Annotated in this window: 24 protein-coding genes and 3 pseudogenes; 15 read left to right on the top strand and 12 right to left on the bottom strand. The window is 69.2% G+C overall.

What is annotated here, in order from left to right; genetic code table 11:
• Positions 1-64 precede the first annotated feature (64 nt).
• From ACN28I_RS45375 to ACN28I_RS45350, 6 genes and pseudogenes are all read left to right on the top strand, one after another.
• Positions 65-940, top strand: coding sequence for a hypothetical protein (locus tag ACN28I_RS45375; protein ID WP_420948090.1), 876 nt, complete (start codon positions 65-67; stop codon positions 938-940).
• Positions 941-1,107: 167 nt separating this feature from the next.
• Positions 1,108-2,958, top strand: a complete 1,851-nt coding sequence (locus ACN28I_RS45370) for a M48 family metallopeptidase (protein ID WP_420948089.1) — start codon at positions 1,108-1,110, stop codon at positions 2,956-2,958.
• 212 nt (positions 2,959-3,170) lie between these two features.
• A pseudogene (locus tag ACN28I_RS45365) lies at positions 3,171-5,378 on the top strand (PAS domain-containing protein); the annotation flags it as partial.
• Between the two features lie 94 nt (positions 5,379-5,472).
• A complete protein-coding gene (locus tag ACN28I_RS45360; RefSeq protein WP_420948841.1) occupies positions 5,473-5,592 on the top strand; it encodes a hypothetical protein in 120 nt (39 codons plus the stop codon).
• A gap of 88 nt (positions 5,593-5,680) precedes the next feature.
• The gene (locus tag ACN28I_RS45355; protein ID WP_420948088.1) at positions 5,681-6,229 is read left to right on the top strand and encodes a hypothetical protein; all 549 of its coding nucleotides are present in this window, start codon (positions 5,681-5,683) and stop codon (positions 6,227-6,229) included.
• Positions 6,230-6,366: 137 nt separating this feature from the next.
• Positions 6,367-7,128 (top strand): hypothetical protein, encoded by a 762-nt coding sequence (locus ACN28I_RS45350; RefSeq protein WP_420948087.1) that lies wholly within the window; start codon positions 6,367-6,369, stop codon positions 7,126-7,128.
• Between the two features lie 32 nt (positions 7,129-7,160).
• Here the strand turns inward: ACN28I_RS45350 and ACN28I_RS45345 are convergent, their stop codons facing one another.
• From ACN28I_RS45345 to ACN28I_RS45315, 7 genes are all read right to left on the bottom strand, one after another.
• Entirely contained in the window at positions 7,161-7,943 is a 783-nt protein-coding gene (locus tag ACN28I_RS45345; protein ID WP_420948086.1) for a sugar nucleotide-binding protein, read from the bottom strand.
• Positions 7,940-8,977, bottom strand: a complete 1,038-nt coding sequence (locus tag ACN28I_RS45340) for a phosphatase domain-containing protein (RefSeq protein ID WP_420948085.1) — start codon at positions 8,975-8,977, stop codon at positions 7,940-7,942. Before ACN28I_RS45340 ends, ACN28I_RS45345 begins: the two co-directional genes overlap by 4 nt.
• A complete protein-coding gene (gene plsX / locus ACN28I_RS45335) occupies positions 8,974-10,002 on the bottom strand; it encodes a phosphate acyltransferase PlsX (protein WP_420948084.1) in 1,029 nt (342 codons plus the stop codon). Before plsX ends, ACN28I_RS45340 begins: the two co-directional genes overlap by 4 nt.
• Positions 10,003-10,124: 122 nt before the next feature.
• Positions 10,125-12,110 (bottom strand): adventurous gliding motility protein GltC, encoded by a 1,986-nt coding sequence (gltC, locus tag ACN28I_RS45330; RefSeq protein ID WP_420948083.1) that lies wholly within the window; start codon positions 12,108-12,110, stop codon positions 10,125-10,127.
• Positions 12,107-12,265 carry a hypothetical protein gene (locus ACN28I_RS45325; protein WP_420948082.1) on the bottom strand — a complete coding sequence of 53 codons (159 nt, stop codon included), beginning with the start codon at positions 12,263-12,265 and terminating at the stop codon, positions 12,107-12,109. Before ACN28I_RS45325 ends, gltC begins: the two co-directional genes overlap by 4 nt.
• Complete coding sequence (locus ACN28I_RS45320; RefSeq protein WP_420948081.1) at positions 12,238-12,906, bottom strand: outer membrane beta-barrel domain-containing protein; 669 nt, start codon at positions 12,904-12,906, stop codon at positions 12,238-12,240. The genes ACN28I_RS45325 and ACN28I_RS45320 overlap by 28 nt, the downstream gene beginning before the upstream one ends.
• Complete coding sequence (locus ACN28I_RS45315) at positions 12,903-13,745, bottom strand: outer membrane beta-barrel domain-containing protein (protein ID WP_420948080.1); 843 nt, start codon at positions 13,743-13,745, stop codon at positions 12,903-12,905. The genes ACN28I_RS45320 and ACN28I_RS45315 overlap by 4 nt, the downstream gene beginning before the upstream one ends.
• Positions 13,746-14,045: 300 nt before the next feature.
• Between ACN28I_RS45315 and cglC the strand changes: the two genes are divergently transcribed.
• From cglC to ybaK, 6 genes and pseudogenes are all read left to right on the top strand, one after another.
• Positions 14,046-14,522 (top strand): adventurous gliding motility lipoprotein CglC, encoded by a 477-nt coding sequence (cglC, locus tag ACN28I_RS45310; protein WP_420948079.1) that lies wholly within the window; start codon positions 14,046-14,048, stop codon positions 14,520-14,522.
• A 70-nt stretch (positions 14,523-14,592) separates the two neighbouring features.
• Complete coding sequence (locus tag ACN28I_RS45305; protein WP_420948078.1) at positions 14,593-15,993, top strand: vWA domain-containing protein; 1,401 nt, start codon at positions 14,593-14,595, stop codon at positions 15,991-15,993.
• A gap of 210 nt (positions 15,994-16,203) precedes the next feature.
• A pseudogene (gene purE / locus ACN28I_RS45300) lies at positions 16,204-16,666 on the top strand (5-(carboxyamino)imidazole ribonucleotide mutase).
• Positions 16,663-17,316: pseudogene (locus tag ACN28I_RS45295) on the top strand (ATP-grasp domain-containing protein); the annotation flags it as partial. The pseudogenes purE and ACN28I_RS45295, both read left to right, overlap by 4 nt.
• Before the next feature lie 73 nt (positions 17,317-17,389).
• Positions 17,390-17,806, top strand: a complete 417-nt coding sequence (locus ACN28I_RS45290) for an ATP-grasp domain-containing protein (RefSeq protein WP_420948077.1) — start codon at positions 17,390-17,392, stop codon at positions 17,804-17,806.
• A gap of 4 nt (positions 17,807-17,810) precedes the next feature.
• On the top strand, positions 17,811-18,299 hold the full coding sequence (ybaK, locus tag ACN28I_RS45285) for a Cys-tRNA(Pro) deacylase (protein ID WP_420948076.1): 489 nt from the start codon (positions 17,811-17,813) through the stop codon (positions 18,297-18,299).
• 52 nt (positions 18,300-18,351) lie between these two features.
• On the opposite strand, the gene ACN28I_RS45280 is transcribed toward ybaK, so the two are convergent.
• From ACN28I_RS45280 to ACN28I_RS45260, 5 genes are all read right to left on the bottom strand, one after another.
• The gene (locus tag ACN28I_RS45280) at positions 18,352-18,798 is read right to left on the bottom strand and encodes a hypothetical protein (RefSeq protein ID WP_420948075.1); all 447 of its coding nucleotides are present in this window, start codon (positions 18,796-18,798) and stop codon (positions 18,352-18,354) included.
• Between the two features lie 13 nt (positions 18,799-18,811).
• Positions 18,812-19,963 carry a zinc-dependent alcohol dehydrogenase gene (locus tag ACN28I_RS45275; RefSeq protein ID WP_420948074.1) on the bottom strand — a complete coding sequence of 384 codons (1,152 nt, stop codon included), beginning with the start codon at positions 19,961-19,963 and terminating at the stop codon, positions 18,812-18,814.
• 134 nt (positions 19,964-20,097) lie between these two features.
• Positions 20,098-20,499: a low molecular weight phosphatase family protein gene (locus ACN28I_RS45270; RefSeq protein WP_420948073.1), complete on the bottom strand. Its 402-nt coding sequence runs from the start codon at positions 20,497-20,499 to the stop codon at positions 20,098-20,100.
• Between the two features lie 13 nt (positions 20,500-20,512).
• Positions 20,513-21,058, bottom strand: coding sequence for a DUF192 domain-containing protein (locus ACN28I_RS45265; protein WP_420948072.1), 546 nt, complete (start codon positions 21,056-21,058; stop codon positions 20,513-20,515).
• Positions 21,055-21,477 carry a TIGR02266 family protein gene (locus ACN28I_RS45260; RefSeq protein ID WP_420948071.1) on the bottom strand — a complete coding sequence of 141 codons (423 nt, stop codon included), beginning with the start codon at positions 21,475-21,477 and terminating at the stop codon, positions 21,055-21,057. Before ACN28I_RS45260 ends, ACN28I_RS45265 begins: the two co-directional genes overlap by 4 nt.
• Positions 21,478-21,494: 17 nt before the next feature.
• On the opposite strand from ACN28I_RS45260, the gene ACN28I_RS45255 reads away from it, so the two are divergent.
• The 3 genes from ACN28I_RS45255 to ACN28I_RS45245 all read left to right on the top strand — a co-directional run bounded on the left by ACN28I_RS45255 (position 21,495) and on the right by ACN28I_RS45245 (position 24,398).
• The gene (locus tag ACN28I_RS45255; RefSeq protein ID WP_420948070.1) at positions 21,495-23,837 is read left to right on the top strand and encodes a hypothetical protein; all 2,343 of its coding nucleotides are present in this window, start codon (positions 21,495-21,497) and stop codon (positions 23,835-23,837) included.
• A 92-nt stretch (positions 23,838-23,929) separates the two neighbouring features.
• On the top strand, positions 23,930-24,208 hold the full coding sequence (locus ACN28I_RS45250) for a hypothetical protein (protein ID WP_420948069.1): 279 nt from the start codon (positions 23,930-23,932) through the stop codon (positions 24,206-24,208).
• Between the two features lie 10 nt (positions 24,209-24,218).
• Positions 24,219-24,398, top strand: coding sequence for a hypothetical protein (locus ACN28I_RS45245; RefSeq protein WP_420948068.1), 180 nt, complete (start codon positions 24,219-24,221; stop codon positions 24,396-24,398).
• The last annotated feature ends 11 nt before the right edge of the window (positions 24,399-24,409 follow it).

Here is a 24,409-nt window from a genome sequence, read left to right as displayed (position 1 = left end):
AGCGAGCTCGCCGAGCCACCGTGAAGCTCCGGCTTCGCGGTCCCCCCCAAGCAGAGGACCCATCATGATTCGCACCCTGATCCGCCCATCCCTTCTTCTCGCCTGCGTCCTCGCATCGGGTTGTGGCCCCGCCCCGGTGGAGCCTGCTCCCTCCCCCCAGGGAACCCACACCCAGGCCCTCCGGTGGCCGAGGTGGATCCGCATCGCCGCCGCGGACATCAAGGGTGCCGCCCAAGGGGCTGAACTGGGCGGTGCGATTGGCGGCATCGCCGGCCCCGAGGGCGCCGTCATCGGCTCCGTCGTGGGTGCGGTCGTCCTCGGGGCCCAGGCCTCCATTGAAGCCGCCTCCCGGCAGACCACCACCGATGGTGTGATCTCTGGCAGCCGGGCGACGATCGATCCGTCCAACGCCCGCAACCCGTTCGATCACGTCGGGCAGCACCACAACGAGGTGCTGGACCAGCAGGTGTCCATCATCGGCCCGGGTGGCTGCATCCCCAACCCCTTCCCCTTCCCCTTCCCGCGCGATCGGACCCAGGGCCCCCTCTGGGATTATGCCCTCAAGACGTTGAACAGCCCGCCGGAAGCCCTGAAGGATCCCAAGTTCGAGGAGGGCTGGCACGACTCGCTCGACTTCGTCGCCGCGGCCGAGGAGGAGGAAATCGAGGCCTCCATCCAGAATCGCGTGAAGAGCGGAAAGATGGCGCCTGCCGTGGGCGAGCAGCTCATCAGCTACTTCACCGCCGTCGCGCCCCTCGACACGGACAGGCTGATCGAGACCACGAAGTCCTTCGAGGAGAAAACGTTGACGGCCAAGGAGCTGGCGGAAGAAGACCGCCGGACCCTGCTGAGCGCCTTCTCCGTCGCTCGTTACAGCGCGGTGTACTGGGCTGAGCAGGCCGCCCTGAAGGACGCCTCGCCCTGGTGCGGCTGCAAGTAACCCCACCGCCGCACTCCGGGCCTGCCTCTACACCGGGGGCGGGCCCGGTCACTTCCCAGCTCCCGCCTTGGCTACGTGAGTGCGATGGGCAGCGCCATGCGGGGGGCTCTCCCCAGGGGCCCATCCCACGCGCTAGGGTCCGGCTTCTCTCCCGCCCTCTGCCCGCCATGCGCTCGACCCTGACACTCCCTGGCTTCCTCCGCGTCTACGCGCTGCCCGCGCTCTGGCTCTTCGCCCTCCCGCTCTTCGCCCTGTGGTTCGCCGGCCACGCCACCAACCGGTTCGACGGGGAGGTGCTCGCCACCGTCGAGCGGCAGATCGCGCAGGACGCCGAGCTCGATGAGGCGCGGCGGCAGCAGTTGCTGGAGTTCTTCCGCGCCGTTCCGGCCTCGGCCGCCTGCCTCTCCACGGACGAGGAGCTGGCGGGGTTCCGCGACAGCCTCGGCGAGGGGTGCTCGAACGTGCGGCATTTCGAGGGGATTGGCCTCGTGTCGCTCGGCGCGGCCTTGCTGGGGCTCGTCTCCGCGGTAATCGCCCTGCTGTGCACCCTCGCGGCGTTCGTCTCGCGGCCCTTCCAGTACCGCAGCTTCGTGGTGGGCTGGAATGTGCTCCGGGTCACCAGCGCGCTGCAGGCGCTCGCGCAGGGAGGCCTCGCCGTGTGGCTGTCCTACTGGATGACCGCGGTGTGGTTCCACAGCTACTACCCGAAGCTCATCATCCTGGTCGGCATCCTGGTAGCCGTTGGCCTCCTCACCGTGGTGGTCGCCATCTTCCGCCCCCCCTCCATGGACTTCGAGGTGGAGGCGGAGGTGCTCGAGCAGGCGCACGCGCCGGAGCTCTGGACCCACGTGCGCGAGCTGTGCGAGAAGCTGCAGACGCCGCCGCCGGACCACATCCTCGCCGGCATCGACGCCAACTTCTTCGTCACCGAGAGCGAGGTGCGCGTCGGAGAGCGGACGCTCACCGGCCGGACCCTCTTCGTGAGCTTGTCCCTGCTGCGCCTGCTCGAGCGCTCCGAGGCGGACGCGGTGCTCGCGCACGAGATGGGGCACCTGCTCGGAGGGGACACGGGCCACAGCAAGCGGCTCGCGCCCATGCTCGCGCACTTCGGGCACTACCTCGATGCGCTCCGGAACGGCCTGCTCACGCGGCCCATCTACCACTTCATGCTGGCCTACCGCGGGCTGTTCGAGCTGTCCCTCGGCCGCAGCCGGCGCGCCAGCGAGCTCGCGGCGGACGATCTCGCCGCGGCGATGACGTCGGGCCGGGACATCGCCCGCTCGCTCGTCAAGGTCGGTGCGTACGCGAGCTTCCGCGACCGCGTGGAGGCCAACCTCTTCGCCAGCACGGAGCAGCAGCAGAGCGTGGCCATCGCTCAGCGGGTCGCGCTCGGCTTCGCGGATTACGCCAGCTCCGAGGCCGTGCACGGAGACCTGCACGGCGTGGTGACGCCGCACCCGTTCGACTCCCACCCGCCGCTCGCCGCGCGCCTGGAGAACGTGGGCGAGGCGCTGGAGCCGGCCGACGTGGCGCGGGTGCTGCTCGAGCCCACCCGCACCTCGTGGACGAGCGCCATCCTGGAGGCGGACGCCATCGAGGCGCGGCTGTGGGCCGCGTACGAGGCGCGCTTCGCGCAGGCGCACGACGTGGCGCTCGCCTACCGCTACGAGCCGGCCAACGAGGCGGAGCGGCGGCACGTGGAGAAGTACTTCCCGCCCCTCACCTTCGCGGGCAAGGAGGACGGCCTGGAGGTCCATCTGGACTTCGCGCAGGTGAGCTGCTCGGAGTGGGACGAGCCCGTCCGGCTCGAGCAGGTGAAGTCCGCCACCACCGAGGACCGGATGTTCAAGAAGTACCTGGACCTGCAGCTCGAGGGGGGCGGCCTGTTCAAGGGCAAGCGCTCCATCTGCCTGAGCAAGCTGCAGGACGCGGACGGGCTGCTCAACGCGTTCGGGAACTACCTCGGGCGCCACAGGACCATGGAGGAGCACCGCAAGAGCTCACGCCAGGCGGCGTGAGCGGGCGTCCGGCATGCCCTGGGCACCCGCTCGCCTGCCCTTCCCTGCCTGTCCCCCTGGAAGCCCTATTCCTCCTGGGGTCCACGAGCTAAAATGAGGACCGCCCGCCACGGCCCGCCTTCGCGGACCCGGGATGCTTGGATGCCTGCCCAGCGCGAGCACATGAAACGGGGGGATGGGAGCAGCCGGGGCGCCCTCCCGCGGCGCTCACCATGAACCTGCTCCTCGTCAGTCCACAAGCCGGGTGCTCGGTGAGCCAACTCCTCGCGGACTGGGGACACGAGGTGCGCCACGCCCCGGGAGTCGAGCAGGCGGGGGCCTTCATCCAGGGCGTGGAGGGGGTGCTGGTGGTGGGCACCGGCCCCGCGGTGGCCGCGGACATGGCCCGGCTGAGCACCGCGGAGGTGCAGCCCCGGCCCTTCCTCCTGGCGATCGTGCCCACCTCGGCCGAGCAGGTGCCCCTGGATGCGCTGCTGGCCGCGGCGGTGGATGACTTCCTGCTCATGCCCTTCGAGCCCGCCCAGCTCCAGACCCGGCTCGAGTGGCTCGCCCGGCGCCGGAGGGCCGGGATGCAAGCCACCCCGGAGGCGCCCCGTTCGCGGGGGGTGCAGGAGCGGCTCTCGGCCATCATCCAGACGCAGAGCGACATCGCGAACGCCGGGCTCGAGCTGGACAAGGTGATGTCGCTCATCGCCGAGCGTGCCATGCGGCTGTGCGGTGCGTCCGGGACGGCGGTGGCCCTGGCCGAGGGCGACGAGCTCGTCTACCAGGTGACGCACGGCAACTCGATGCCGCACCGCGGCTTCCGGCTGAAGCTCTCCCACAGCATCACGGGGATGAGCATCCTGCGCGGCGAGGTGCTCCACACCCGGGACACCGAGGACGATCCGCGGGTGAACGTGGCCGCCACGCGCGCCACCGGCATCCGCTCGATGATCATCGTCCCGCTGCACCGGGTGGGCAGCGCCGTGGGGGCCATCAACGTCAGCTACCCCGAGCCCAACGCCTACGATGATCTCGACGTCCGGACGCTCGAGATGATGGGCCGGCTGCTGGGTGCGGCGCTGAGCAACGCCGCCGAGTTCGAGGCCAAGCAGTCCCTGGTGGACAAGCTCGCCGCCACGCTCGCCGCGCTCCAGCAGAGCCAGGACCTGTTCCACTCGTTCATGAACCACAGCCCGGTGCTGGCCTTCATGAAGGACGAGGAGGGCCGGCGGGTGTGGGTGAACGAGACCTGCGCCCGCTTCTTCCAACGCGATGTGGAGTCGATGCGAGGGCTCGACGACGCCGAGCTGCTGCCGGCGATGACGGCCGCGCGGCTGCGGCGGGAGGACCTGGCCGTGCTCGCCAGCGGGGAGCCCCTCCAGTCCGAGCAGGTGATGCCCTCGCCGGATGGCACGCTGCACCACTGGCTCAACCACAAGTTCACGTTGAGCGATGCGAACGGCCGCCGGCTGCTGGGCGGCGTGTCCATCGACATCACCGCGCGCAAGCACGCCGAGAAGGCGTTGCGCCGCTCCGAGGAGAGCTTCCGCGCGCTCATCGAGGGGATGCCGGAGGCCATCTTCGCGCACCGGGGTGGCAACCTGCTCTACATCAACCCGGCGGGCCTCTCCTTCCTGGATCAACGCTCGGTGGAGGAGCTCTCCGGCAAGTCGCTGCTCGAGCTCATCCACCCGGATGACCGGGGCGAGGCGGCGAACGTGCTCGAGGGCTCGCTGGAGAAGGGCCCCGCAACCACGCGCGAGGTGCGCTTCCTCCGGGCGGGCGGCCAGGTGATGACGGCGGAGCTGAGCGCCATGCGGCTGCTCTTCGATGGCGAGCCGGCCACGGTGGTGAACGCGCGCAACATCACCGAGCGCAAGCAGATGCAGGCGCGCCTGCTGCTCGCCGACCGGTTGGCGAGCGTGGGCACCCTGGCGGCCGGCGTGGCGCATGAGATCAACAACCCGCTCGCCTTCGTGCTCTCCAACCTCGGCTTCCTCGAGGAGGAGTGCCAGTTGCTCCGGGACGAGCTCCCGCGGGAGCGGCTGGGCGAGATGGAGGACGTGCTGCGCGAGACGAAGCAGGGCGCGGAGCGGGTGCGGCACATCGTGCGCGACCTGCGGACGCTCTCACGCGACGAAGGAGAGCTGCTCTCCGACGTGGACGTGCGCGCGGTGATCGAGTCGAGCCTGGGCCTGGTGCGCAATGAGCTGCGCCACCGCGCGCGGCTGGTGAAGGACTTGGAGCCGGTGCCGATGGTGCGGGCGAGCGAGGGACGGCTGGGGCAGGTGCTGCTCAACCTGCTCATCAATGCCGCGCACGCGGTTCCGGACGGAAAGCCCGGCCAGAACGAGGTGCGCGTGCGGCTGCGCGCCATCGCCGGGCGTGTCGTCGTCGAAGTGATGGACACGGGGTGTGGCATCGCCCCCGAGCCTCTGCGAGCGGATCTTCGATCCCTTCTTCACCACCAAGCCGGTGGGGCAAGGCACGGGGCTGGGGCTCTCCATCTGCCACGGCATCGTGACGGGCATGGGGGGCGAAATCACGGTGGAGAGCGAAGTGGGCCGGGGCAGCACCTTCCGCATCACCCTGCCCATCCCCCAGGCCTCTCCGGGGGACGTCGATCCGGGGGACGCGGTACTGGCTTGAGGGCCCTGCTGGGGGTTTGACACCCGGTGAATCGGGCAGCTATGGGAAGCCCCACGTTCACGTTCCACGTGAGCGTGAGGGGGATTTCATGGCACTTGTGATCAAATCATGGACCGCGACCGAAACGCCGGGCGCGGATGGCATCTACGTCTCCATCGTGGGCCGGCAGGAGGGCTTCTTCTCCTGGCTGCTGTCGGTGCTGGGGATCGACGCGACCACGACGCTCCGGGTCGATCGCGACACGGTCTACTTCGAGGCGGGCTCGCTGGCGGGCTTCCAGCAGCGCGTGATTCCGCTGGCCAACCTGAGCTCCGCGTACTTCGGCTACGCCAAGCCGTGGCAGGTCGCGCTGGTGCTCGGCATGATGCTCATGCCGTTGATGGGCCTCGGCCTCATCGTCGGTCCGCTCTACTACTTCCTCAACAAGACGCTCAGCCTCGGCATCATCGAGAATGCCGGAGTGCTCAGTGGCATCGAGTTCAAGCGCTCGGTCATCGAGGGCCAGAACATCAACGAGCAGGAGGGCCGTCGCGTCTGCAACATCATCAAGCATCTGATGATGGAAGCGCAGGGCCGGCCCCAGCAGCAGCTCAGCCGCTCCACCAACATCGCCTCGCTGCCACACACTGGTACCTGAGCGCATGCGCTCCCCAGTGACGTGAAGGTCACGTTTCTGGGAAGATCTGGAACACCAGGAAGTCTTGTCAGCCCTCCATGGTAGGAGCAGGACCCCCCCATGGAGGGCCTCTCGGGGCCCTCGACAAGGAGTCCCCCATGAAGTCCAAGTCCCTGAAGTCGCTCGTTGGAGCCCTGGTGTTCGTCGCGGCGCCCGTGGCCGTCGCGGGACTCAGCACCTCCCAGCCCCTCTTCGAGTCGAGGATGAGCACCGCGCGCGCGGCCACCAGCCCCGAGGGCGCGACCGTCAACCGCTCGGAGCTCCGTGGCGCGCTGGGCAGCTTCCTCCATGACGACAGCAAGGTGGACACCAGCGAGCGCGCCTACCTGACCCCCAAGCTCAACGACGCGGCCTTCCTCACCGGCGTCACCCCGGACGCGCGGACGTACTTCTCCAGCTTCTACGAGCTGAATGACGCGGCCACCTCGTCCGCGCCGCTGTACGTCGGCGAGGTGGACGAGACGCCCGCGCAAGCGTTCGGCGTCAGCGGCGTCCTCGCCAACAGCGCCGCCATCCAGGAGGGCTTCATTGCCTACAACCAGGGCGTGGCCAACCAGTACACGCTGTATTGGACGTACTACACCTCCTTCGACAGCACGAACATCGGCACGTTCGACCCCATCTCGGAGGCCGAGCTGCGCAGCGCGCTGGCGCTGCCCGGCGCCACGGCGGCGGAGATCAACGGCGCGGTGGCCTACATCAACCAGATCGCCGGTAACAGCAAGCGCATCTACAAGGCGAGCTGGCGGAACGACTACGGCCGCCAGTACCCGGGCGGCCTGGGGGGCTTCGTGATCGCCGCCGTCAGCACGGACCGCCGCTTCGTGCGCTACGTCGAGTTCCTCACCTGGTCGGAGTAGCCGTCCCCGGGTGACTCAGCGCTCGCCGGGCCTCACCGCAGGCCCGGCAGCCGGGCCTTGAGCGAGGGCAGCACCACCCGGTCGTCCATCATCCGCTGGTCGAACACGAAGCTCTCGGTGGGCTCCACCTGCCACCGGCCTCCGTGCCGCTCGTTCAGCGCGAGGACGATCTCGTAGTACGTCCACCGCTCGTTGGCGTCGAGCAGGTAGAGCCCCGGCTCGGCCCACGCGAGCGCCTGCAGCGCCCTCACGGTGTCATCCAGGAAGGAGCAGGCGGGAAACCACCGGGTGCTCGCCTCCACCCTGCCCCGCTCGCGTATCTGCGACTCCAGCGAGGCCAGCATGTTGTTGCCCGAGGGCCGGTCATCGATCTGCCACCCCAGCCGCACCACACGCGCCTCGGGGTTCTGCTCGAAGGCCCTCGCCTCCGCGCGCCGCTTCTCGTACCCGTAGCCCTCGGGGGCTTCCGGCTCCGAGTCCACCGTGAAGGGCCCGCGGGCGTGGTCCGAGAACACCATCGCCGTGCTGGAGAACACGAAGCGCACACCCAACTGGCGGGTGATCCACGCCAGCTCGCTCGTCCACTCGTAGTTGACGAGCCAGGACTCGTTGCTCCGCCCCGTGGGACGTGACGCCGTGGCCAGGTGGAAGAGCACGTCCGGCGCCACCGAGCGCACGAAGCGCTCCATGGCCCAGTAGTCATCCACCGGGACGCTGTCCCGATCCCAGCAGAACACCTCGACGCCGTGGCGCCGCAGGTCCTCGCACAGCCGTGAGCCGACGGTGCCATTGGCACCCGTGACGATGGCCCTCATTGCGTCTTGCGTCCCTTGTGCGTGCGCGGGAGCGCGTGGTGGATGAGCTCCAGGTAGTCCACCGCCTGCACCGGGGGCGGCGGCGGCGGAGTGCCCAGCGCGGCCAACCGCTTGGTGAACGCCGAGATGATGTCCGGCACGGGCCGCAGCGCCTGGATGAGCGCGTTGGGCCCCTCCAGCGCCTGCACCAGCGCCGCCGCCGCCTGCTGCAGCGGCAGGCCCCGGCGCAGCAGATCCTGGAACGAGTTGGACAGCGTGATGATGTTGTGCCCCGCCGTCTGCACCATCTCCACGGCGATCTTGATGACCTGCGGGGCCGTCAGGTGTCCGTCGGCCAGCAGCACCAACGCGGCCTGGAAGTAGTTGAAGACGGGCACCACGCGCGGGCCGTAGTTGGCGAAGTGCGCCGGCGGCGTCAGCCGGTCCAGGTGGATGAAGATGCGCCGCACCGGGTCCGACACCGGCGTCTTCTTCCACGCGGTGAGCACCCGTTTGGCCTCGTCCGGGTACACCGCGGCCGCATCGAGAATCTGCTGCAGCACCCGCTCGTCCACGCGCCCGGCGATCATGTCCGCGTAGAGCGAGTAGATGAAGGCATCCGCCTCGGCGTCATCCCCGAAGAGCACTTCCTCGGCTTCCACGGGCGCGTTGGCGCGGCTCTCCAGGATGGCGGGCAGCTTGTAGCCCACCTGCCCGCGCAGGGCCCGGAATCGCCCGCGCATCAGGTTGCCCACGTTGTCCTTGAGGATGAACTCGTCCCACACCACCCCGTCCAGCTTGAGCTTCTCCTCCAGCACGGAGCGAAGCTGCTTGGGGCTTCCGGAGACGATGCACAGCCGCGAGTCCCCGTTGGAGGCCAGCTCGCGGATGAGCGCGGATGCGCCCGGCACGGCCTGCTTCTCGTGGGCCTTCTGGAAGGCCGTGCGCAACAAGTCCCGGAGCGAGTCGAACTCCGTCTGCAGGTACGTCTTGTCCAGGTCCCAGCGGTAGATGCGCCGCGGGGGCCTGGGATCGATGCGGTCCGGAAGGCTCACCGCGCCAGACCCTGCTGGATGGCCTTGCCCAGGTCATGGGCCACCGCCTTGGCGGCCACCTTGCCGGCGTTGGCGATGGCCCGCGCCTTCGAGCGGCCATGAGCCTTGATGAAGATGCGATCGAACCCGAGCACCGGTGCGCCCCCGTACTGTTCCCAGTCGGTGATGTCCTTGATGCGCTGGATGCCCCCGGACAGCATCGCCAGGCCGGCCCGCCAGCGCAGGCTCTCCTTGTAGGCGTACTGGGCCAGTTCCACCACCGTGTCGTGCACGCCCTCGAGCATCTTCAGGCACACGTTGCCGACGAAGCCGTCCGTCACCACCACGTCGGCGGTGCCCTTGGGGATGTCCACGCCCTCCACGTTCCCGATGAACTGCAGCCCCTGCATGGCCGAGAGCGCCGCGTGCGCCTCCACCACCTGGCGCGGGCCCTTGTTGGCCTCGGTGCCGTTGGAGAGCAGCGCCACCTTGGGATTCTCGTTGCGCGAGATGATGCGCGCGTACGCCGCCCCCATCACCGCGAACGTGACCAGGTCCTCCGCGGTGGCCTCCACCGTGGCCCCCACGTCCAGGATGAGCGAGAACGGGTCCGCCTTCTGCCCGTGCCTGTCGCGCGTGGGGTACACGGCCGCCAGCGCCGCGCGCCGCACGCCCGGGAGGAGCTGGAAATGACGGGCGCACGAGAGCACGCAGGCCCCCGTGTTGCCGGCGGACACGAGCGCATCCGCCTCGCCCTCGGCCACCAGCCGCGCCGCCACCGACACGGACGCGTCCGGCTTGCGCACCAGCGCCTCGCCGGGCTTCTCGTCCATGCCGATGAACTCGGAGGCGTGCTGCACCGAGATGCGCTCCCCGCTGTGCTTGGTCTCAGCGAGCGCGTCGTCAATGAGGGCTCTGTCCCCCACCAACAACGTGTGGATGTGTGGTGACTCCAGCGAGAGCTGCGCGGCGCCCCTGACAACCTCCGCGGGGCCGTGGTCGCTCCCCATCACGTCGAACGCAATGGTGATGAGCTTGGTGGCCATGACGTCACCATCTTACACGTTCGTGGCAAACGGAAAGGGGCCGGATCCACTCGGATCCAGCCCCTGGGGAAGGACGGTGCCAGCAGGCGCCCCCCTCAGGGGGCGTCACTGGGAGTCCGGGCTCAGTTGCTCTCGCTCGCCTGGATGGTCCGGTTGGCGGTGTCGCGCTGGATGCAGCCCTTCGTCATCGTGTACTGGTAGGTGCCCAGCTCGTCGCGCCAGTACTCGCCCTCGTACGGCCAGTAGAGCTGGTCGTCCGCCACTGCCACCGAGAACCTGTACTTCTTGACGACGGCCGTCTTGCCGCCGGCCTTGAGCTGCTCCTCCAGGAACTCCTTCTCCTTGGTGACGGTCTCGAACTTGATGCGCAGACCGTTGGCCAGGAGCTGCTTGAGCGCCACCAGCTCCGTCTCCAGCTTGCCCTTGGCCATGATGCCGGCCTTCTCGATGAGGCCGGTGCGCTGCACCTTCAGGCCCTCGAGGAGCTGCTTGGACAGCTCGGAGTAGCGGAAGGTGTCACCCTTCTCGCCGAAGGTGTCCATCTCCGTCTCCAGCTCGAGGATGGACTCGTTCGTCTTCTTCAGGTCCTGGTCCGTGAGGGCCAGCCGGAGGATGCGCTCGAGGATGACGTCCGTCTGCCCCTTCTCCAGCCCCTCCTTGTTCTTCTTCTGCACGTCGGAGAGCACGCCGTAGTACTCGCTGGCCGCCATCTGCTTCTTGGTGATCAGCTCGAGCTGATCATGCACCGGCAGGTAGGTGCGCTCGAAGTCCTGGAGGATGAGGCTGGACTCCCGGTAGCGGCAGTTCTCGTAATAGATGACCGCCTTGAGGATCATCGCCTCGGGGAAGTACTCCTCGCGGAAGAAGGGCGAGGACAGGGTGATGAGGTTGCCCAGCGCCTGCTCGTACTGGCCCACGCGGTAGTTGGCCCAGCTCGACTCGAACATGGACTCCAGCCACTGCGACGTGCCGCGCTCCACCTTGTTGAAATAGAAGAGGGCGTAGCGGTTCTGCTGCATGCCGTAGTGGGTACGGCCGAGCTGCATGAAGGCCAGCTCGCGCAGCTTCTGGTTGGCCGTGGCCTGCTCGGCATCCAGGCCCGCGCCGGAGCGGGTGACGCGGACGATCTCCTTCATGGCCTCGATGGCGCCCAGGGTGTTGAGGTCCGTGCGCCGGGCGGCCGCGCTGGGGGCGCGGTTGCCGAAGCGGAAGAACGTCAGGCCCTCGAGGTACTTGGCGCGCGGGTAGAAGGAGTCCGTCTTGGGGATGAGCAGCGTGAGCCGCTTCACCTCGTTGAAGCTCTTGTCGGCGTCCTCGCCGCGGCCCACCTGGTCCAGGGCCTTGCCACGCACGAAGTGGTAGCGGGCCAGCAGGTAGTGGAACTCGCTGCGGAAACGCTCGGGGAACTCCTGGTTCGCGTAGCGGGCGATCTCATCCAGGATGACGGTCTCGTTCTTCGTCTTGCGGCTGATGAAGAAGAGCCACTCCAGGCTGGTGCGGAAGAACTTCGTCTCGGGACCGACGGCGAGGATCTTCGAGAACTCGCCCAGCGACGAGTGGTAGAGGCCCATGCGGTAGAGGGCCTTGGCCATCACGTAGCGCGCCTCCAGGTGGAGGCCGGCGAGCTTGGCGTCCTGGAGCATCTCGAAGGAGCTCATCGCCGCCTTCTCGTACTCCTCGTTCTTGAAGAGCGCGATGGCCACGTCCAGGCGCTGGCGATCACCGCTCTTGCCGGACACGTCCACCGCGTCGAAGGACATGGTGGGCGCGGCCTTGGGCGCGCTGGGCGTCTCCGCCGTCAGATCCAACCCCATGGACGGAGCGGCCGTCGGGTCCGCCGCCATGGGAGCCGCGGGAGTGGACGCCGCCGAGCCGGTGTCGGCCGGGGTGGTGGCGGAGGTGTCCTCCGAGTCCGAGTCGGATTCGTCCTCGGCGGGCTGGGCGGCCGTGGGCTTCTTGCCCCGCGGCGGCTTGCGGGTGGACTTCTTCTTCTTCTTGGAGGGCTGGGAGAGATCCAATCCCTCGAAGCTCTGAGCGGGCGAGGGCGTCGCCCACGTCAGCGAGAGCCCGAGGGTAGCGAGACAAAGGGGCCGGAGCAGACGTTTCATGACTCGGGATGGGCGGAGGGGAAGAAGAAGGACACGCCCAGCTCGAACAGGAGCTGGTTACGCAGCGTGGTGGCCGGGTTGAGGGCCTTTTCGACGTAGATGAGGTCGCGGAACTCGGTCCGCACCGTCACCCAGCGGTTGAGGAAGAAGCGCATGCCGACGCCGACGTTGCCGCCAGCGGTGAGCCCGCCGTCTTGGCGGGCCCGCGGTACTGCACCGCCGTGGCACCCGCCACTCCGTACAGATCGAAGTGGAGGAAGTGCTCGGCCAGCAGGGAGATCTTCCCGTAGATGGGGGCCCACTGGACGTCGACGCCCCCCATCAGGGAGAGCTGCCCGGGGGCGTCCCCATCCAGCTCCTCATAGGTGGGCCTGCGGCAGCCGCGGGTGGTGCCCCCGTCGCCGCCGGTGAAGGTGCAGATCTGCGCCGCGCTGGCCACCGTGTTGAGCGAGTAGCCGGCGCGCAGGCTCAACCCCAACGTCTCGGTGGGGTGGTAGGTGAGCGTGCCACCCAGGATGTACTTCGAGAAGAAGGCATCCTTGATGGAGAGCGTGGCCGACGGGCTGAACTCGAAGCGGCCCTTCTTGAGGAAGAGGTGGCCGGAGACGGGACTGACGCGCTCGCGCAGGGGGCCGAGACGATCCTTGTCCACCTCCGACACGTCGCCGGCTTCCTGCTCGGAGGAACCGGACGAGGAAGGGGCGGGCCTGGCCGGGGCGGCGGGAGCCGCGTCCTGGGCCAGGGCGGGCACGGGCGCCAGACAGAGCGCGATCAGCAGACGGATGGCGGGCTTCATTCGGACTCCCGACCGGTCGACTTCATCGGGAAGAAGAAGGAGATGCCGGCATTGAGGGTCATGAGGTTCTGGGTGGCGCCCTTGCTGGTGTTGAGGGGCTGATCCACGTAGGACGTGTTGATGAGCGCCACGTTCACCGCGAGGTAGTCACGGGCCACGAAGCGCAGGCCCAGGCCGAGGTCCGCGGCGAAGCTGGGACCGCGGCTCACCCCGTCGGACACCAGCACCTTGGAGGTCTCGGTGTTCACCACGCCGAGGCCGCCCAGGAGGTAGGCATCGAAGTGGAGGATGTCGTTGAGGAAGGCCACCTTGCCGTAGAGCGGGCTCCACTCCACGTTGCCCATGGCCGACCACTGGGGCACCGAGTAGAAGATGCGGCTGTCGAAGGTGCGCTTGGCGATGCGCACGTCATCCTCGGGCAGCACCTGCATCATGGAGAAGCGCCCGGCCACCGCCAGCGTGTCCGCCAGGTAGTAGGCCCCGCGCACCGCGGCGCCCAGCTTGGTGTAGTACGGGTCGTTCACCGACAAGGTGATGGCGGGCGCCACCTCGAAGCGGCCCTTCTTCAGGTACACCTTGCGCTGCACGCTCTTGACGCGGTCGTCGAGCGTGACATCACGCTCGGCCGGCGAGAGCGGCTCGGCAGGGGGTGCCTCGGCCACCGTGGAGGGCAACGGGGGTAGCTCCTCCGTCGGCGACTCCGAGGTGGGGTCCTCTTCCTGGGGCTTCTGCTCACCGCTGCTCAGATCGAGTCCGAGCCCCGTGTCTTCCTGGTTCTGGGCAAATGCCGATGCTGGCGCGATGCACAGCGCGAGCACGATGGCCTGGAGGCGATTCACTTCCGGGAGCTCCGTGTCATGGGGGCGTCCGCCCACCGATACACCTTCGAAATCGGAGGCTGAGGCCAGCGCATCCTATCCGTCACGCGCACAAGCCATCAACCTAACTCCGCTCGCCTGCTCCCTGTGTTGCATGCCGAGCGCGGTTGGGGACCCGCTTTGTGTATCCACCCGGTACAGTTGCAGGGGGAGTGTCCGGCGTTCTCGCAGAGGGGGCATCCATGCGACCAAGGTACGGTTGGCACGGGGAGGCACTGTGTTACGGTGGCCGCCCACATGCGTCTCATGAGGTGCACTTCGATGTCTTCGCGTCTGGCCCTGCTGGTGAGCGCCGTGCTGCTGTGCGGCGGGTGCAAGGTCAATTCCGATATTGGAAAGTCGTGCCAGTTGGTGAAGAAGAGCACGGACCCCAACCGGGAGTCGGATCCCATCTATCCGGATGAACTGACGGCGGGTCAGGACTTCATCTCCTTTGGCGCGCTGGATTGTGAGGATCTGGTCTGCGTGAAGGACGCGGACATGCCCCTCGAGACCGCCGAGGACGGACGCGTCCTGGGCTACTGCAGCAAGGCCTGCGTGCCGGACGAGCTCGTGGATCCCTGCGCCGTCACCGATCCCCTGGCGATCGAATCGGTGAAGGACCGCATGAGCTGCCGCGCCCTCCTGCTGGATCAGCAGGCGCTGGACAACCTGCGCCAGAAGGACCCGGCGACGTACCGCTCCTATTTCGGCGACAACAATTCGCCCTACTTCTGCGCGGGCAACTCCACCAATTAGGGGGAGCTGACAGAACTTTTCCGCGCGCCGTACGTCGACAGAGGGCCCTCGCCGCAAGGAGCCCTCTGTCATGAACAAGACGGTCGCCTTCGTTTCCCTGACCGCCGGACTCGCCCTCACCGCCCTGGTGCTGGGCCTGCCCCACGTGGCGCCGCCGCATCCCGCCACCCCGGTTCCCCCGTCCACGCCGGCCACCGCGTCCAACGGCTCGTTGACGATGACGAGCCGGCTGTCGCACCCCTACATCACCCCGGGCAGCTCGGATCTCTTCGTCACGGTGGACGTCACCGGCGTGGAGGTGCCGGGCTCCAAGCGCACGCCGGTGAACCTGGCGGTGGTCATCGACCGCTCGGGTTCCATGAGCGGCTACAAGCTGCAACAGGCCAAGCAGGCCGCGCGGCACCTCGTGGGGCTGTTGGGCCCGGAGGACCGGCTGGCCATCGTGCACTACGGCTCGGACGTGAAGAGCCTGCCGGGTCTGCCGGCCTCGCCCTCCAACCGTGAGCGGATGCTCCAGTACATCGAAGGCATCTGGGACGACGGCGGCACCAACATCGGCGCGGGGTTGCACACGGGCCGCTCGCTCGTGGCGGCCGTCCGGGGCGACTACACCGTCAACCGCATCATCCTGCTGAGCGATGGCCAGGCCACCGAGGGCATCACCGACGACGCGAGCCTCACCGAGGTGGTGAAGGGCATCCGCACCGAGGGCATCACCGTGAGCGCCATCGGCGTGGGCACGGACTTCAACGAGGACCTGATGCAGGGCTTCGCCGAGTACGGGGCGGGCGCGTACGGCTTCCTGGAGGACGCGGGGCAGTTGGCGTCGCTCTTCCAGAAGGATCTGCGGCAGGCCTCCACCAGCGTGGCGCGCAACGTGGAACTGACCTTCCAGTTGCCCGAGGGAGTGATGCTGGGTGAGGTGCTGGGCTACCGCGCGCACCAGGAGGGGCGCACGGTGCGGGTGCCGCTGCCGGACTTCTCCTCGGGCCAGGTGGAGCGCGTGGTGGCGAGGGTGACGGTGGTGGGCACGAGGGCGGGGAACGCGGTGGACGTCACCGGGCTGAAGCTGGCGTACGCGGACCTGCTCAAGGGCACCGGGGTGGAGAGCGCGGCGAGCCTGTCGGCGATGGTGACGGAGCGGCGCGAGGAGGTGCTCGCGCGGCAGGACAAGGACGCCACGGTGTACGCGACGCGGGCGATGAGCGCGAAGAACCTGAAGATGGCGGCGCAGGCCCTGCGGGACGGACGCAAGGAGGAGGCGAAGGGCTACGTGATGCAGAACCAGGCGCTCTTCCAGCAGGCGGGCGCGGTGGCGAGCCCGGCGGCGGTGGCGGCGGACCTGGAGGAGCAGCGGGCCGTCCTCCAGGAGTACGAGCAGGCGTCCGACGACGAGTCGGTGGGGGCGGCGGTCAAGCGGACGAAGAGCAAGGCCATGAAGAGCTTCGGCAAGCTCGGCTCCACCTACTGAGGGTGAGGGGCTCGAGGCCCCGGGTTGCCAGCCCGGGTCCCGAGAAGAGGGCCCTCGCCCCCCGGATTTCACCTCCTGGCCGTACGCTTCCGGTTGACCTGCGGAATCGCCCCACCCTATCTCGGCGTTCCCCGCACCTCCTGGGCACCACCAGGAGGGCGCACCGGAGGCGAGAGCTTGAGCGCGGACACACCGTGGGTGGGCGTCATCATGGGGGGCAAGAGCGACCTGGAGCACCTGCGCCCCGGAATCGACGTGCTGAAGGAGCTGGGCATCCCGCATGAGGTGCGGGTGGTGTCGGCCCATCGCACGCCGGACTGGATGATCGAGTACGCGGAGACGGCCGAGGGACGCGGGCTGTCGGTCATCATCGCGGCGGCGGGAGGCGCGGCCCACCTGCCGGGCATGGTGGCGAGCAAGACACTGCTGCCGGTGCTCGGCGTGCCCATCCCCGCCACGGTGCTCAACGGCTTCGACGCGCTGATGTCCATCGTGCAGATGCCCAAGGGCGTGCCGGTGGGGACCATGGCCATTGGCAAGCCGGGGGGCATCAACGCCGCGCTGTACGCCGCCTCCATCCTGTCGCTCAAGTACCCGGAAGCTCCGCGCGCGGCTCGCCGCCTGGCGGCAGGCCCGCACCGACGAGGTGCTCCGGGACAGGGAGCTCGCATGAACAAGAAGACGGTCCTGCCGGGCGGCACGCTCGGCATCCTCGGTGGTGGGCAGCTCGGCCGGATGATGGCGCTGTCCGCGCGCACCCTGGGCTATCAGGTGCAGGCGTTGGATCCGGACCCGGCGTGCTCGGCGCGCTTCGTGGTGGACCAGTGCTACACGGCCGACTTCAGCAACACGGCGGACGCCACCCGGCTGGGGCGCGCGTGCGACGTGGTGACGCTGGAGATCGAGAAGATTCCCATGGCCACCCTGCGCGCCGTGGCCCAGCACGCCCCCCTGCGGCCGGGCCCCGGGGTGCTCGAGGTGGTGCAGAACCGCGGGCGGCAACGGGCCTGGCTGGCGAAGCACGGCTTCCCCCAGGGTCCGTGGAAGCAGGCCGACCTGGAAGAGTCCCTCGCCACGGCGGCCACGGAGCTGGGCGGGCGCTGCTTCGTGAAGTCCTGCGAGGGCGGCTATGACGGCCGGGGCCAGTACCAGGTGAAGTCCGCCACCGAGGCTCCGGACGCCTGGCGCGAGCTGGGCCAGCGCCCGGTGGTGGTGGAGGCCGCGCTGGACCTGGAGGCCGAGCTGTCCGTGCTGGTGGCGCGCTCGCCCAACGGCGAGGTGGCGGTGTACCCGCCGGCCTACAACCACCACGAGGAGCGGATTCTCGACTGGTCCCTGCTGCCGGGCCAGGTCTCGCCCCAGGTGAGCGCCCAGGCCACGGAGGCTCGCCCGCGCCATGGCCACGGCGCTCGAGGTCGAGGGCCTGCTGGTGGTGGAGCTGTTCCTCTTGAAGGACGGCCGGCTCCTGGTGAACGAGCTGGCGCCCCGCCCGCACAACAGCTTCCACGCCACCGAGGTGGCGTGCCTCACCAGCCAGTTCGAGCAGGCGGTGCGCGCGGTGTGCAACCTGCCGCTGGGCTCGGTGGAGGTGGTGCGGCACGCGGCCATCGTCAACCTGCTGGGAGACCTGTGGCTGCACGAGGGCGGGCCGAAGTTCGAGTCCGTGCTGGCCATGCCGGGCGTGCGGCTGCACCTCTATGGCAAGCGCGAGGCGCGCAAGGGCCGGAAGATGGGGCACCTGTCCGCCGTGGGCACCACCCCCGAGGAAGCACTGGCCCGCATCAAGGCCGCCCGCCAGGCCCTGGGAGCGTGAGCACGTGAAGACGAACGCGGCACGGCTGCTGGACTCGCTCGGCGTCCGCTACGAGCTGCGTGACTACGACGTGGACCCGGAGGACCTGTCCGCCGAGACGGTGGCCGCCAAGGTGGGCATGCCTCCGGAGCAGGTCTTCAAGACGCTCGTGGCGCGCGGGGACCGGACTGGCGTGCTCATGGCCGTGGTGCCGGGCAACGGGGAGTTGGATCTCAAGGCGCTGGCTCGGCTGAGCGGGGACCGGAAGGTGGACACCGTGCCGCTCAAGGAGCTCCAGCCGCTCACGGGCTACATCCGCGGCGGCGTCACGGCCATCGGGGGCAAGAAGGAGTACCCTGTGTTCGTGGACGAGACGCTCGAGCTCTTCGACACCATCGCCGTGTCCGCGGGCGTGCGGGGCACGCAGATCGTGCTCTCGCCCGCGGACTACCTGCGCGTCACTCGGGGCAAGGTGGGGCCCATCTCCCGCGAGAAGACGCAGCCCCACGGATAGACCCTCACCCCTGCCCTCGCCCAGAGGGAGAGGGAGTGGGGACGCGAGTGGCTCAGCGACGTCCGCGGGCGCCGAGGAAGCCCAACACCGCGAACGGCAACACCACCGGCAACGCGCGGCGGGTGTGATAGCTCCAGGAGTCCACCCGGTCCCCGAGCATCTTCAGGAGCCAGTGGCTCGGGTAGTGGTCCGGAAGGCTGTAGGCGTACTTGCGGATCATCCCGGAGAGCCCCTTGAGCGGGGTGGCGGTGCCGAAGACCGGAGGCATCTCCTTGTTGGGGCGGCCGTGCATCGGTACCGCCGACTCCCCCTGCTGGCGTTCCGGTGGGAAGCGCGTGTTCGGCCACGGCCGCGGCTCGCGCATCATCGGGACACCCGGCCGGCGCGAGGGGTCGAGGTCGACGCCCCAGTACTCCGGCCTCTTCACGGGCTGCATGGATTGGTACCCGGAGTGCTTCTGGATGGTCTCCGGGGTCGATAGCTCTGGCGTGGATTCCATGAGGGTCTCCGTCCTAGTGAATGGTTCCGTTGGGGAAGAGCGCGACCTTGACGCAGCCGTCACGCTTCTGGGCGAACGTGTGGTAGCCGTGCGACGCCTGCTCGAGCGGCAAACGGTGGGTGAACACCTTGCTGGGTTTGATCCGCCCGGCCCGGACGTGCTCCAGCAGGTGCGGCATGTAGCGCTTCACGCTGGCCTGGCCGGTGCGCATCGTCTGCGCCTTGTTCATGAAGGTGCCGATGTCCACGCCCAGGGACGGAGGGCCGTAGACGCCGATGAGCGAGATCACCCCGCCCTTGCGCGTCGCGTGGATGGCGAAGTTGATCGCCTGCGGCGAACCCGCCTCCAGCTTCATGTAGATGCCCAGCGCGCGATGCCCCGGCCCGCCCGCCGCCTCGCAACCGACCGCGTCGATGGTGGCATCCGCGCCCCGGCCTTCCGTCATCCCCTTCACCGTGGTGACGAGGTCGAGCTCCTTGAAGTTGAGCGTCTCGACGCCGAACCAGTTCCGGGCGAACTCGAGGCGGTAATCGACATGGTCGACGGCGATGACCCGGCCCGCGCCCATCGCCCAGGCCGACCACATCGCGAACAGGCCGACCGGGCCGCACCCGAGCACCAGGACCGTCTCGCCTCCCTTGAGGTCACACATCTCGGCGGCCTGGTAGCCGGTGGTGAACGCGTCCGTGATGGGCAGGGCATCGAGGTCATCGACGTCATCGGGAATCTTCTCGGCGTCCACCCCGATGAAGGGCACGCGGACATACTCGGCCTGGCCGCCATCGTAGCCCCCCATGGTGTGGGAGTAGCCGTAGATACCGGTCCCCGCGTCGGTGGCCGGATTGGTGTTCTCGCAGCACGAGGTTAGGCCCCGGGTACAGAAGTAGCAGCCGCCACAGAAGATCTGGAATGGCAGCATCACCCGGTCACCCTTCTTGACCCCCTGGGCCCCCGGGCCTACCTCCTCCACGATGCCCGTGAACTCGTGGCCGAACGTGAACCCGATGCGGGTGTCCGGGACGAGCCCGTGCAGGATGTGAAGGTCGGAGCCGCAGATCGCCGCGCTCGTCACGCGGACGATGCCGTCCTGGGGATGCAGGATCTTCGGCTCGGGCTTGTTGCGTACGGAGACTCGATAGGGGCCGTCGTAGGTAAGAGCTCGCATGTCGCGACGTTGTGCACCTTCACGGCAGGTGACACCGCCAGTCCGTCGAGCCCCCAGCGGGCTGCCAACCGATGCGTTCGAGCAGCGCTCGCTGCTCTCGGATGCAGACCGGCCGGCCTGCCGCCTTCCCGGCGTTACTTCGCCCAGCCCTCGCGGGCCAGGAAGGCCGACACACGCGCACGCACCTCGTCGCGAATCTGCCGCACCCGCTCCACCGGCTTGCCCTTGGGATCCTCCAGCGGCCAGTCATCGCGCTTCAGCCCGGGCACGTGCGGGCAAGCCTCGCCGCAGCCCATGGTGATGAGCCACTGCGCGCCCTGGGCCAGCTCGTCCGTGAGGCGCTGGGGCTTCGCCCCCGACAGGTCGATGCCAATCTCCTCCATGGCGGCCTGCACCTCCGGGTGCACGCGCTCGCCGGGCTGCGTGCCCGCGGACACGCCCCGGGCCTTCTGGGGATCGGCCAGCGCGTTGAAGAAGGCCGCCGCCATCTGCGAGCGGCCGGCGTTGTGGACACAAGCGAAGATGACCGTCTTCATGGGGCTGTCTCTGTCAGGGCACGACTTGAAGGCTCTCCAGGCCCTGGAAGCGCACGGTGCCGCCACGCGCGAGGCCCTGGGCGCGGGACCAGCCGCCGGGCACCTCCAGCACGTAGCGTCCGGGCAGTCCCACCGAGCGCGAGGTGAGCGTGCGCGGCTGGGCGCTCTCGATGATGCCGACGATCTTCCCCGCCGAGTCGATGAAGAGCATGTCCAGCGGGATGAGCGTGTTGCGCATCCAGAAGCTCTGCACCTCGTCCTCGGGGAAGACGAAGAGCATGCCCTGCCCCGCCGGCAGCTCCTGGCGCCACATCAGCCCGCGCGTGCGCGCCTCCGGCGTGGCGGCTACCTCCACGTCCACCCGGTGCACGCCACCCGAGGCGTCCTCGAGCAACACCCGCGCCCTCGGCAGCGTGGGTCCCACGTAGTCCTTTGCTTCCACGTCCGTCACCTTCCGGCCCCTACCCGCTGGCGGGGATGGCGTGTCCCTGGCCTCGGGAGCCTGCCAGGCCGTCAACAGCAGCACGGCCCACAACCCGCGCCGCCAGCCCCTGCTCATCCCATGGGGAGCTGCTTGTTGAGCAGCTTCTCGGTGAGCTGCGTGCCGAGGCTGTCCGCCATCAGCCGCTCCACCACACCCTCGAACTCGCCGCGCTGGCGGTCGTCGTTGTAGATGAAGCGGATGCCCATGCCGGGCTCCTCCACGTCCCCCTTGGACCAGACCACCTCGCCGAGCAGCTCGAAGGGGGCCTCGCGCTGGGGCACGGTGAGCTTGAAGAGGAAGCGCGTCCCGATGGGCAGCGGCTTCTTCGTCTTGATGAAGGTGCCACCCTTCGAGATGTTCTTCGTGTAGTCCGCGAAGAACGAGTTGAGCTTCTTGTAGTCCACCTTCAACTCGATGGGAGCCCGAGTGTGTTGGCGGATTTCAGCGCCTGTCTTCTGTTCGGCCATGCTGGGGGGAGTATAGGAGAAGGCCATGCGGCAAGTCCTCTTCCGTGCCACTCGAGCTCCTCCGGCGCCCCCCGGTGCTGGTGCTCGCCGGGGCCCTGGCGGCTGGCGGCTCGGCCCTCGTCTTCCTGCCCCTCTTCGGGGTGCCCGGCTTCGAGCTGGGTCTCACCCTCTCCATCGCCGTCGGCCTGCTCGGAGGCGGAACAGGCATCGCCGCGGTGCATCAGGAGCGCCGCCTGCTCGCCGGACAGGCTCCCGGGCACGCGCCGGACTCCCCCCGTCCGGACTCCCCGGGCCGCATGGCCTGGAGGGCGCTGGCCCCCGCCCTGCTCGTCGACCTGGGCGCCGTGGTGCCCCCCTTCCTGGCGGCCACCCTGTACGCCCTGGTCGGCACCCGGTGCGACCCCTTCGCGCTGGTGGGCTTCTACCCCCTGCTCACCCTCCCCTCCGCGGTGCTGTCCGCCGTCGCGGGCGTCTTCTGCGGCTTCGCCACCCGCCGCTGGGGCCGCGCCGTCCTCCTCTACCTGGGGCTCATCCTCCTCTCGGCGCTGCCCACCGCCTGGCCCATCGTCTTCGGGCCCCAGGTCTACGCCTTCAACCACTTCCTCGGGCACATGCCGGGCCCCCTCTATGACGAGGCGCTCTCCATCTCCTCCGCCCTCCTCTGGTTCCGGCTGGAGACGCTGCTGCTCGCCCTGGCCTTCCTCGCCCTCACCGTCCTCTGCCTGGACGTCCCCGAGGCCCGCCTGCGCCGCCCCCGCCTGCGCGCCGGAGCGCTCGCCGTGCTCGGCCTGGTGCTCGTCCCCATCGTCCTCCTCGAGGCGCATGGCACGGACCTGGGCCTGCGGATGACGGACGCGGCCCTCATGGCGCGGCTCGGCGGGGTGCGCGACACGGAGCACTTCCAGTTCATCTACCCGCGCGGCCTGCCCCGCGAGAAGGTGGAGCGGTATGCGAGGGATCTCGAGTTCCGCTACGCCCAGCTCGCGCGCTTCCTCGGCGCCGTCCCCGAGGGCCGCATCCGCGTGTGGCTGTACCGCACGGACGAGGAGAAGCAGGCCCTGGTGGGCGCCGGCCGCACCCAGTTCGCCAAGCCCTGGCGCCTGGAGCTGCACATCAACGGCCGGGACTTCCCCCACTCCGTCCTCAAGCACGAGCTGGCGCACGTCATGGCGGCCCCCGCCGGCAGCGCCCCCTTCCGCGTCACCACCCGGCTGGGCGTCTGGCCCCTCATGGGCGTCATCGAGGGCATGGCGGTGGGCGCGGACAACCCCGTCCAGGGAGACCTCACCCTGCACGAGTGGGCCGCGGGCATGCGCCGGCAGAAGCTCGCCCCGGACATCCGCAAGCTGGTGGGCCCCGAGGGCTTCTACCAATCCGCCCCCGCCCGCGCGTACACCCTGGTGGGCTCCTTCCTGCGCCACCTCGCCGACACCTACGGCCCGGACAAGCTGCGCGCCCTCTACGCCCACGCCGACTTCGAGGCCGCCTATGGCCGCCCCCTGGACGCGCTCGCCACCGAGTGGGAGACGTTCCTGGACTCGCTGCCGCTGGACGAGACCACGGTGAGCCGCGCCTTCCAGCGCTTCCGCTCCGGCAGCCTCTTCTCCCGCGCCTGCGCCCGCGAGGTGGCCCTCCTCCAGGAAGAGGCCCGGGACTTCCTCGCGAGCGATCCCCAGCAGGCGCTCGAGCTCTACCAGCGCGCCGCCCGTCTCCAGCCCCAGGAGCCCACCTTCCAGCTCGGCCAGGCCGCCGCGCTCGACAGGCTGGAGCGGCCGAACGAGGCCACCCAGGTGCTGGGCGCGCTCGCCGAGCAGGTGAAGGGCCAGCCCTCCTTGGAAGCGGAAGTGGCCCTGGCCCAGGCGGACACGGCGTCCCGGCGGGGAAACAAGGAGCAGGCACGGGCCTTCCTGGAGCGGGTGCTCGCGCTCGCCCCCAGCCCGGAGGTGACGCGCACCGCCCAGGTGAAACTCGCCGCGCTCGAGTCCGAGGCCCGCGCCGCCCCCATCCAGGCCTACTTCCGGCAGACGCAGGAGGAGCTGCGCCTGCTGCGGCTCGCCAGCGCCCTGGAGAGCACCCCCAAGGATCCGTACCTGAACTACCTGCTCGGCCGGCGACTGCTCCAGGTGGACGCCCCCACCGAGGCCCTGCCCCACCTCACCCGCGCCCTGGAGGGCGAGCTGCCCGAGGCCATCCGCCGCGAGGCGCTCCGCATCCGGGTGCAGGCGGCCTACCTGGCCGGGGACTGCGGCACGGTGCGCCACGAGGTGGGCGCCCTGCCCGACCATGGCCCCGCCTTCCGCGCCGTCACCACCGAGTGGGCCGAGCGGTGTGACTTCGAGGACCGCCACTTCGGTGGCCCCCTGGTGCCCCGCGACGCTTTCCGATAGACGCGCCAGCCACCCGGGTTGAATCCCCCCGCTCCCGGCACGGGGAATGCATCTTCCCGTGCGCGGTTGCCTCTCACGGAGACTCCAACACCATGAACGTCCGTCCGCTGCTCGTCTGTGCCCTGCTGGTGTTCGCGGCCTGCACCCCCCGCAACATTCCGGGCACGCAGATTCCCGACACCGAAGACACCCGCGCCGTCCTCAACGTGATGGAGCAGTACCGCGCCGCCGTCGAGGCGCGCGATGCCAAGGCCATCCAGGGGCTCGTCTCGAAGTCGTTCCGCGACAACTCCGGCACCGAGGACCCCGCGGATGATCTCACCTACCAGAACCTGACCCAGGAGCTTCCCGGCCCTCTTCTCCCGGATTGACGCGCCCAAGGTGGACATCGACATCCGCAAGATGGACGTGCAGCGCGACGGCGTGGCCACCGTCATCTACTACTGGAACGCCACCTGGCGGGTGCCGACGCTGATGGACAGGCCCCAGCGCGACTCCGAGCTGAAGCAGATGGTCCTCCAGAAGGAGGACGGGAAGTGGCGCATCGTCACCGGCATCTGAGCCCTTGAGGC

Source organism: Archangium gephyra (assembly GCF_049060025.1).
Taxonomy (GTDB): domain Bacteria; phylum Myxococcota; class Myxococcia; order Myxococcales; family Myxococcaceae; genus Archangium; species Archangium gephyra_A.
This window is presented reverse-complemented; position numbering and strand designations above follow the sequence as displayed.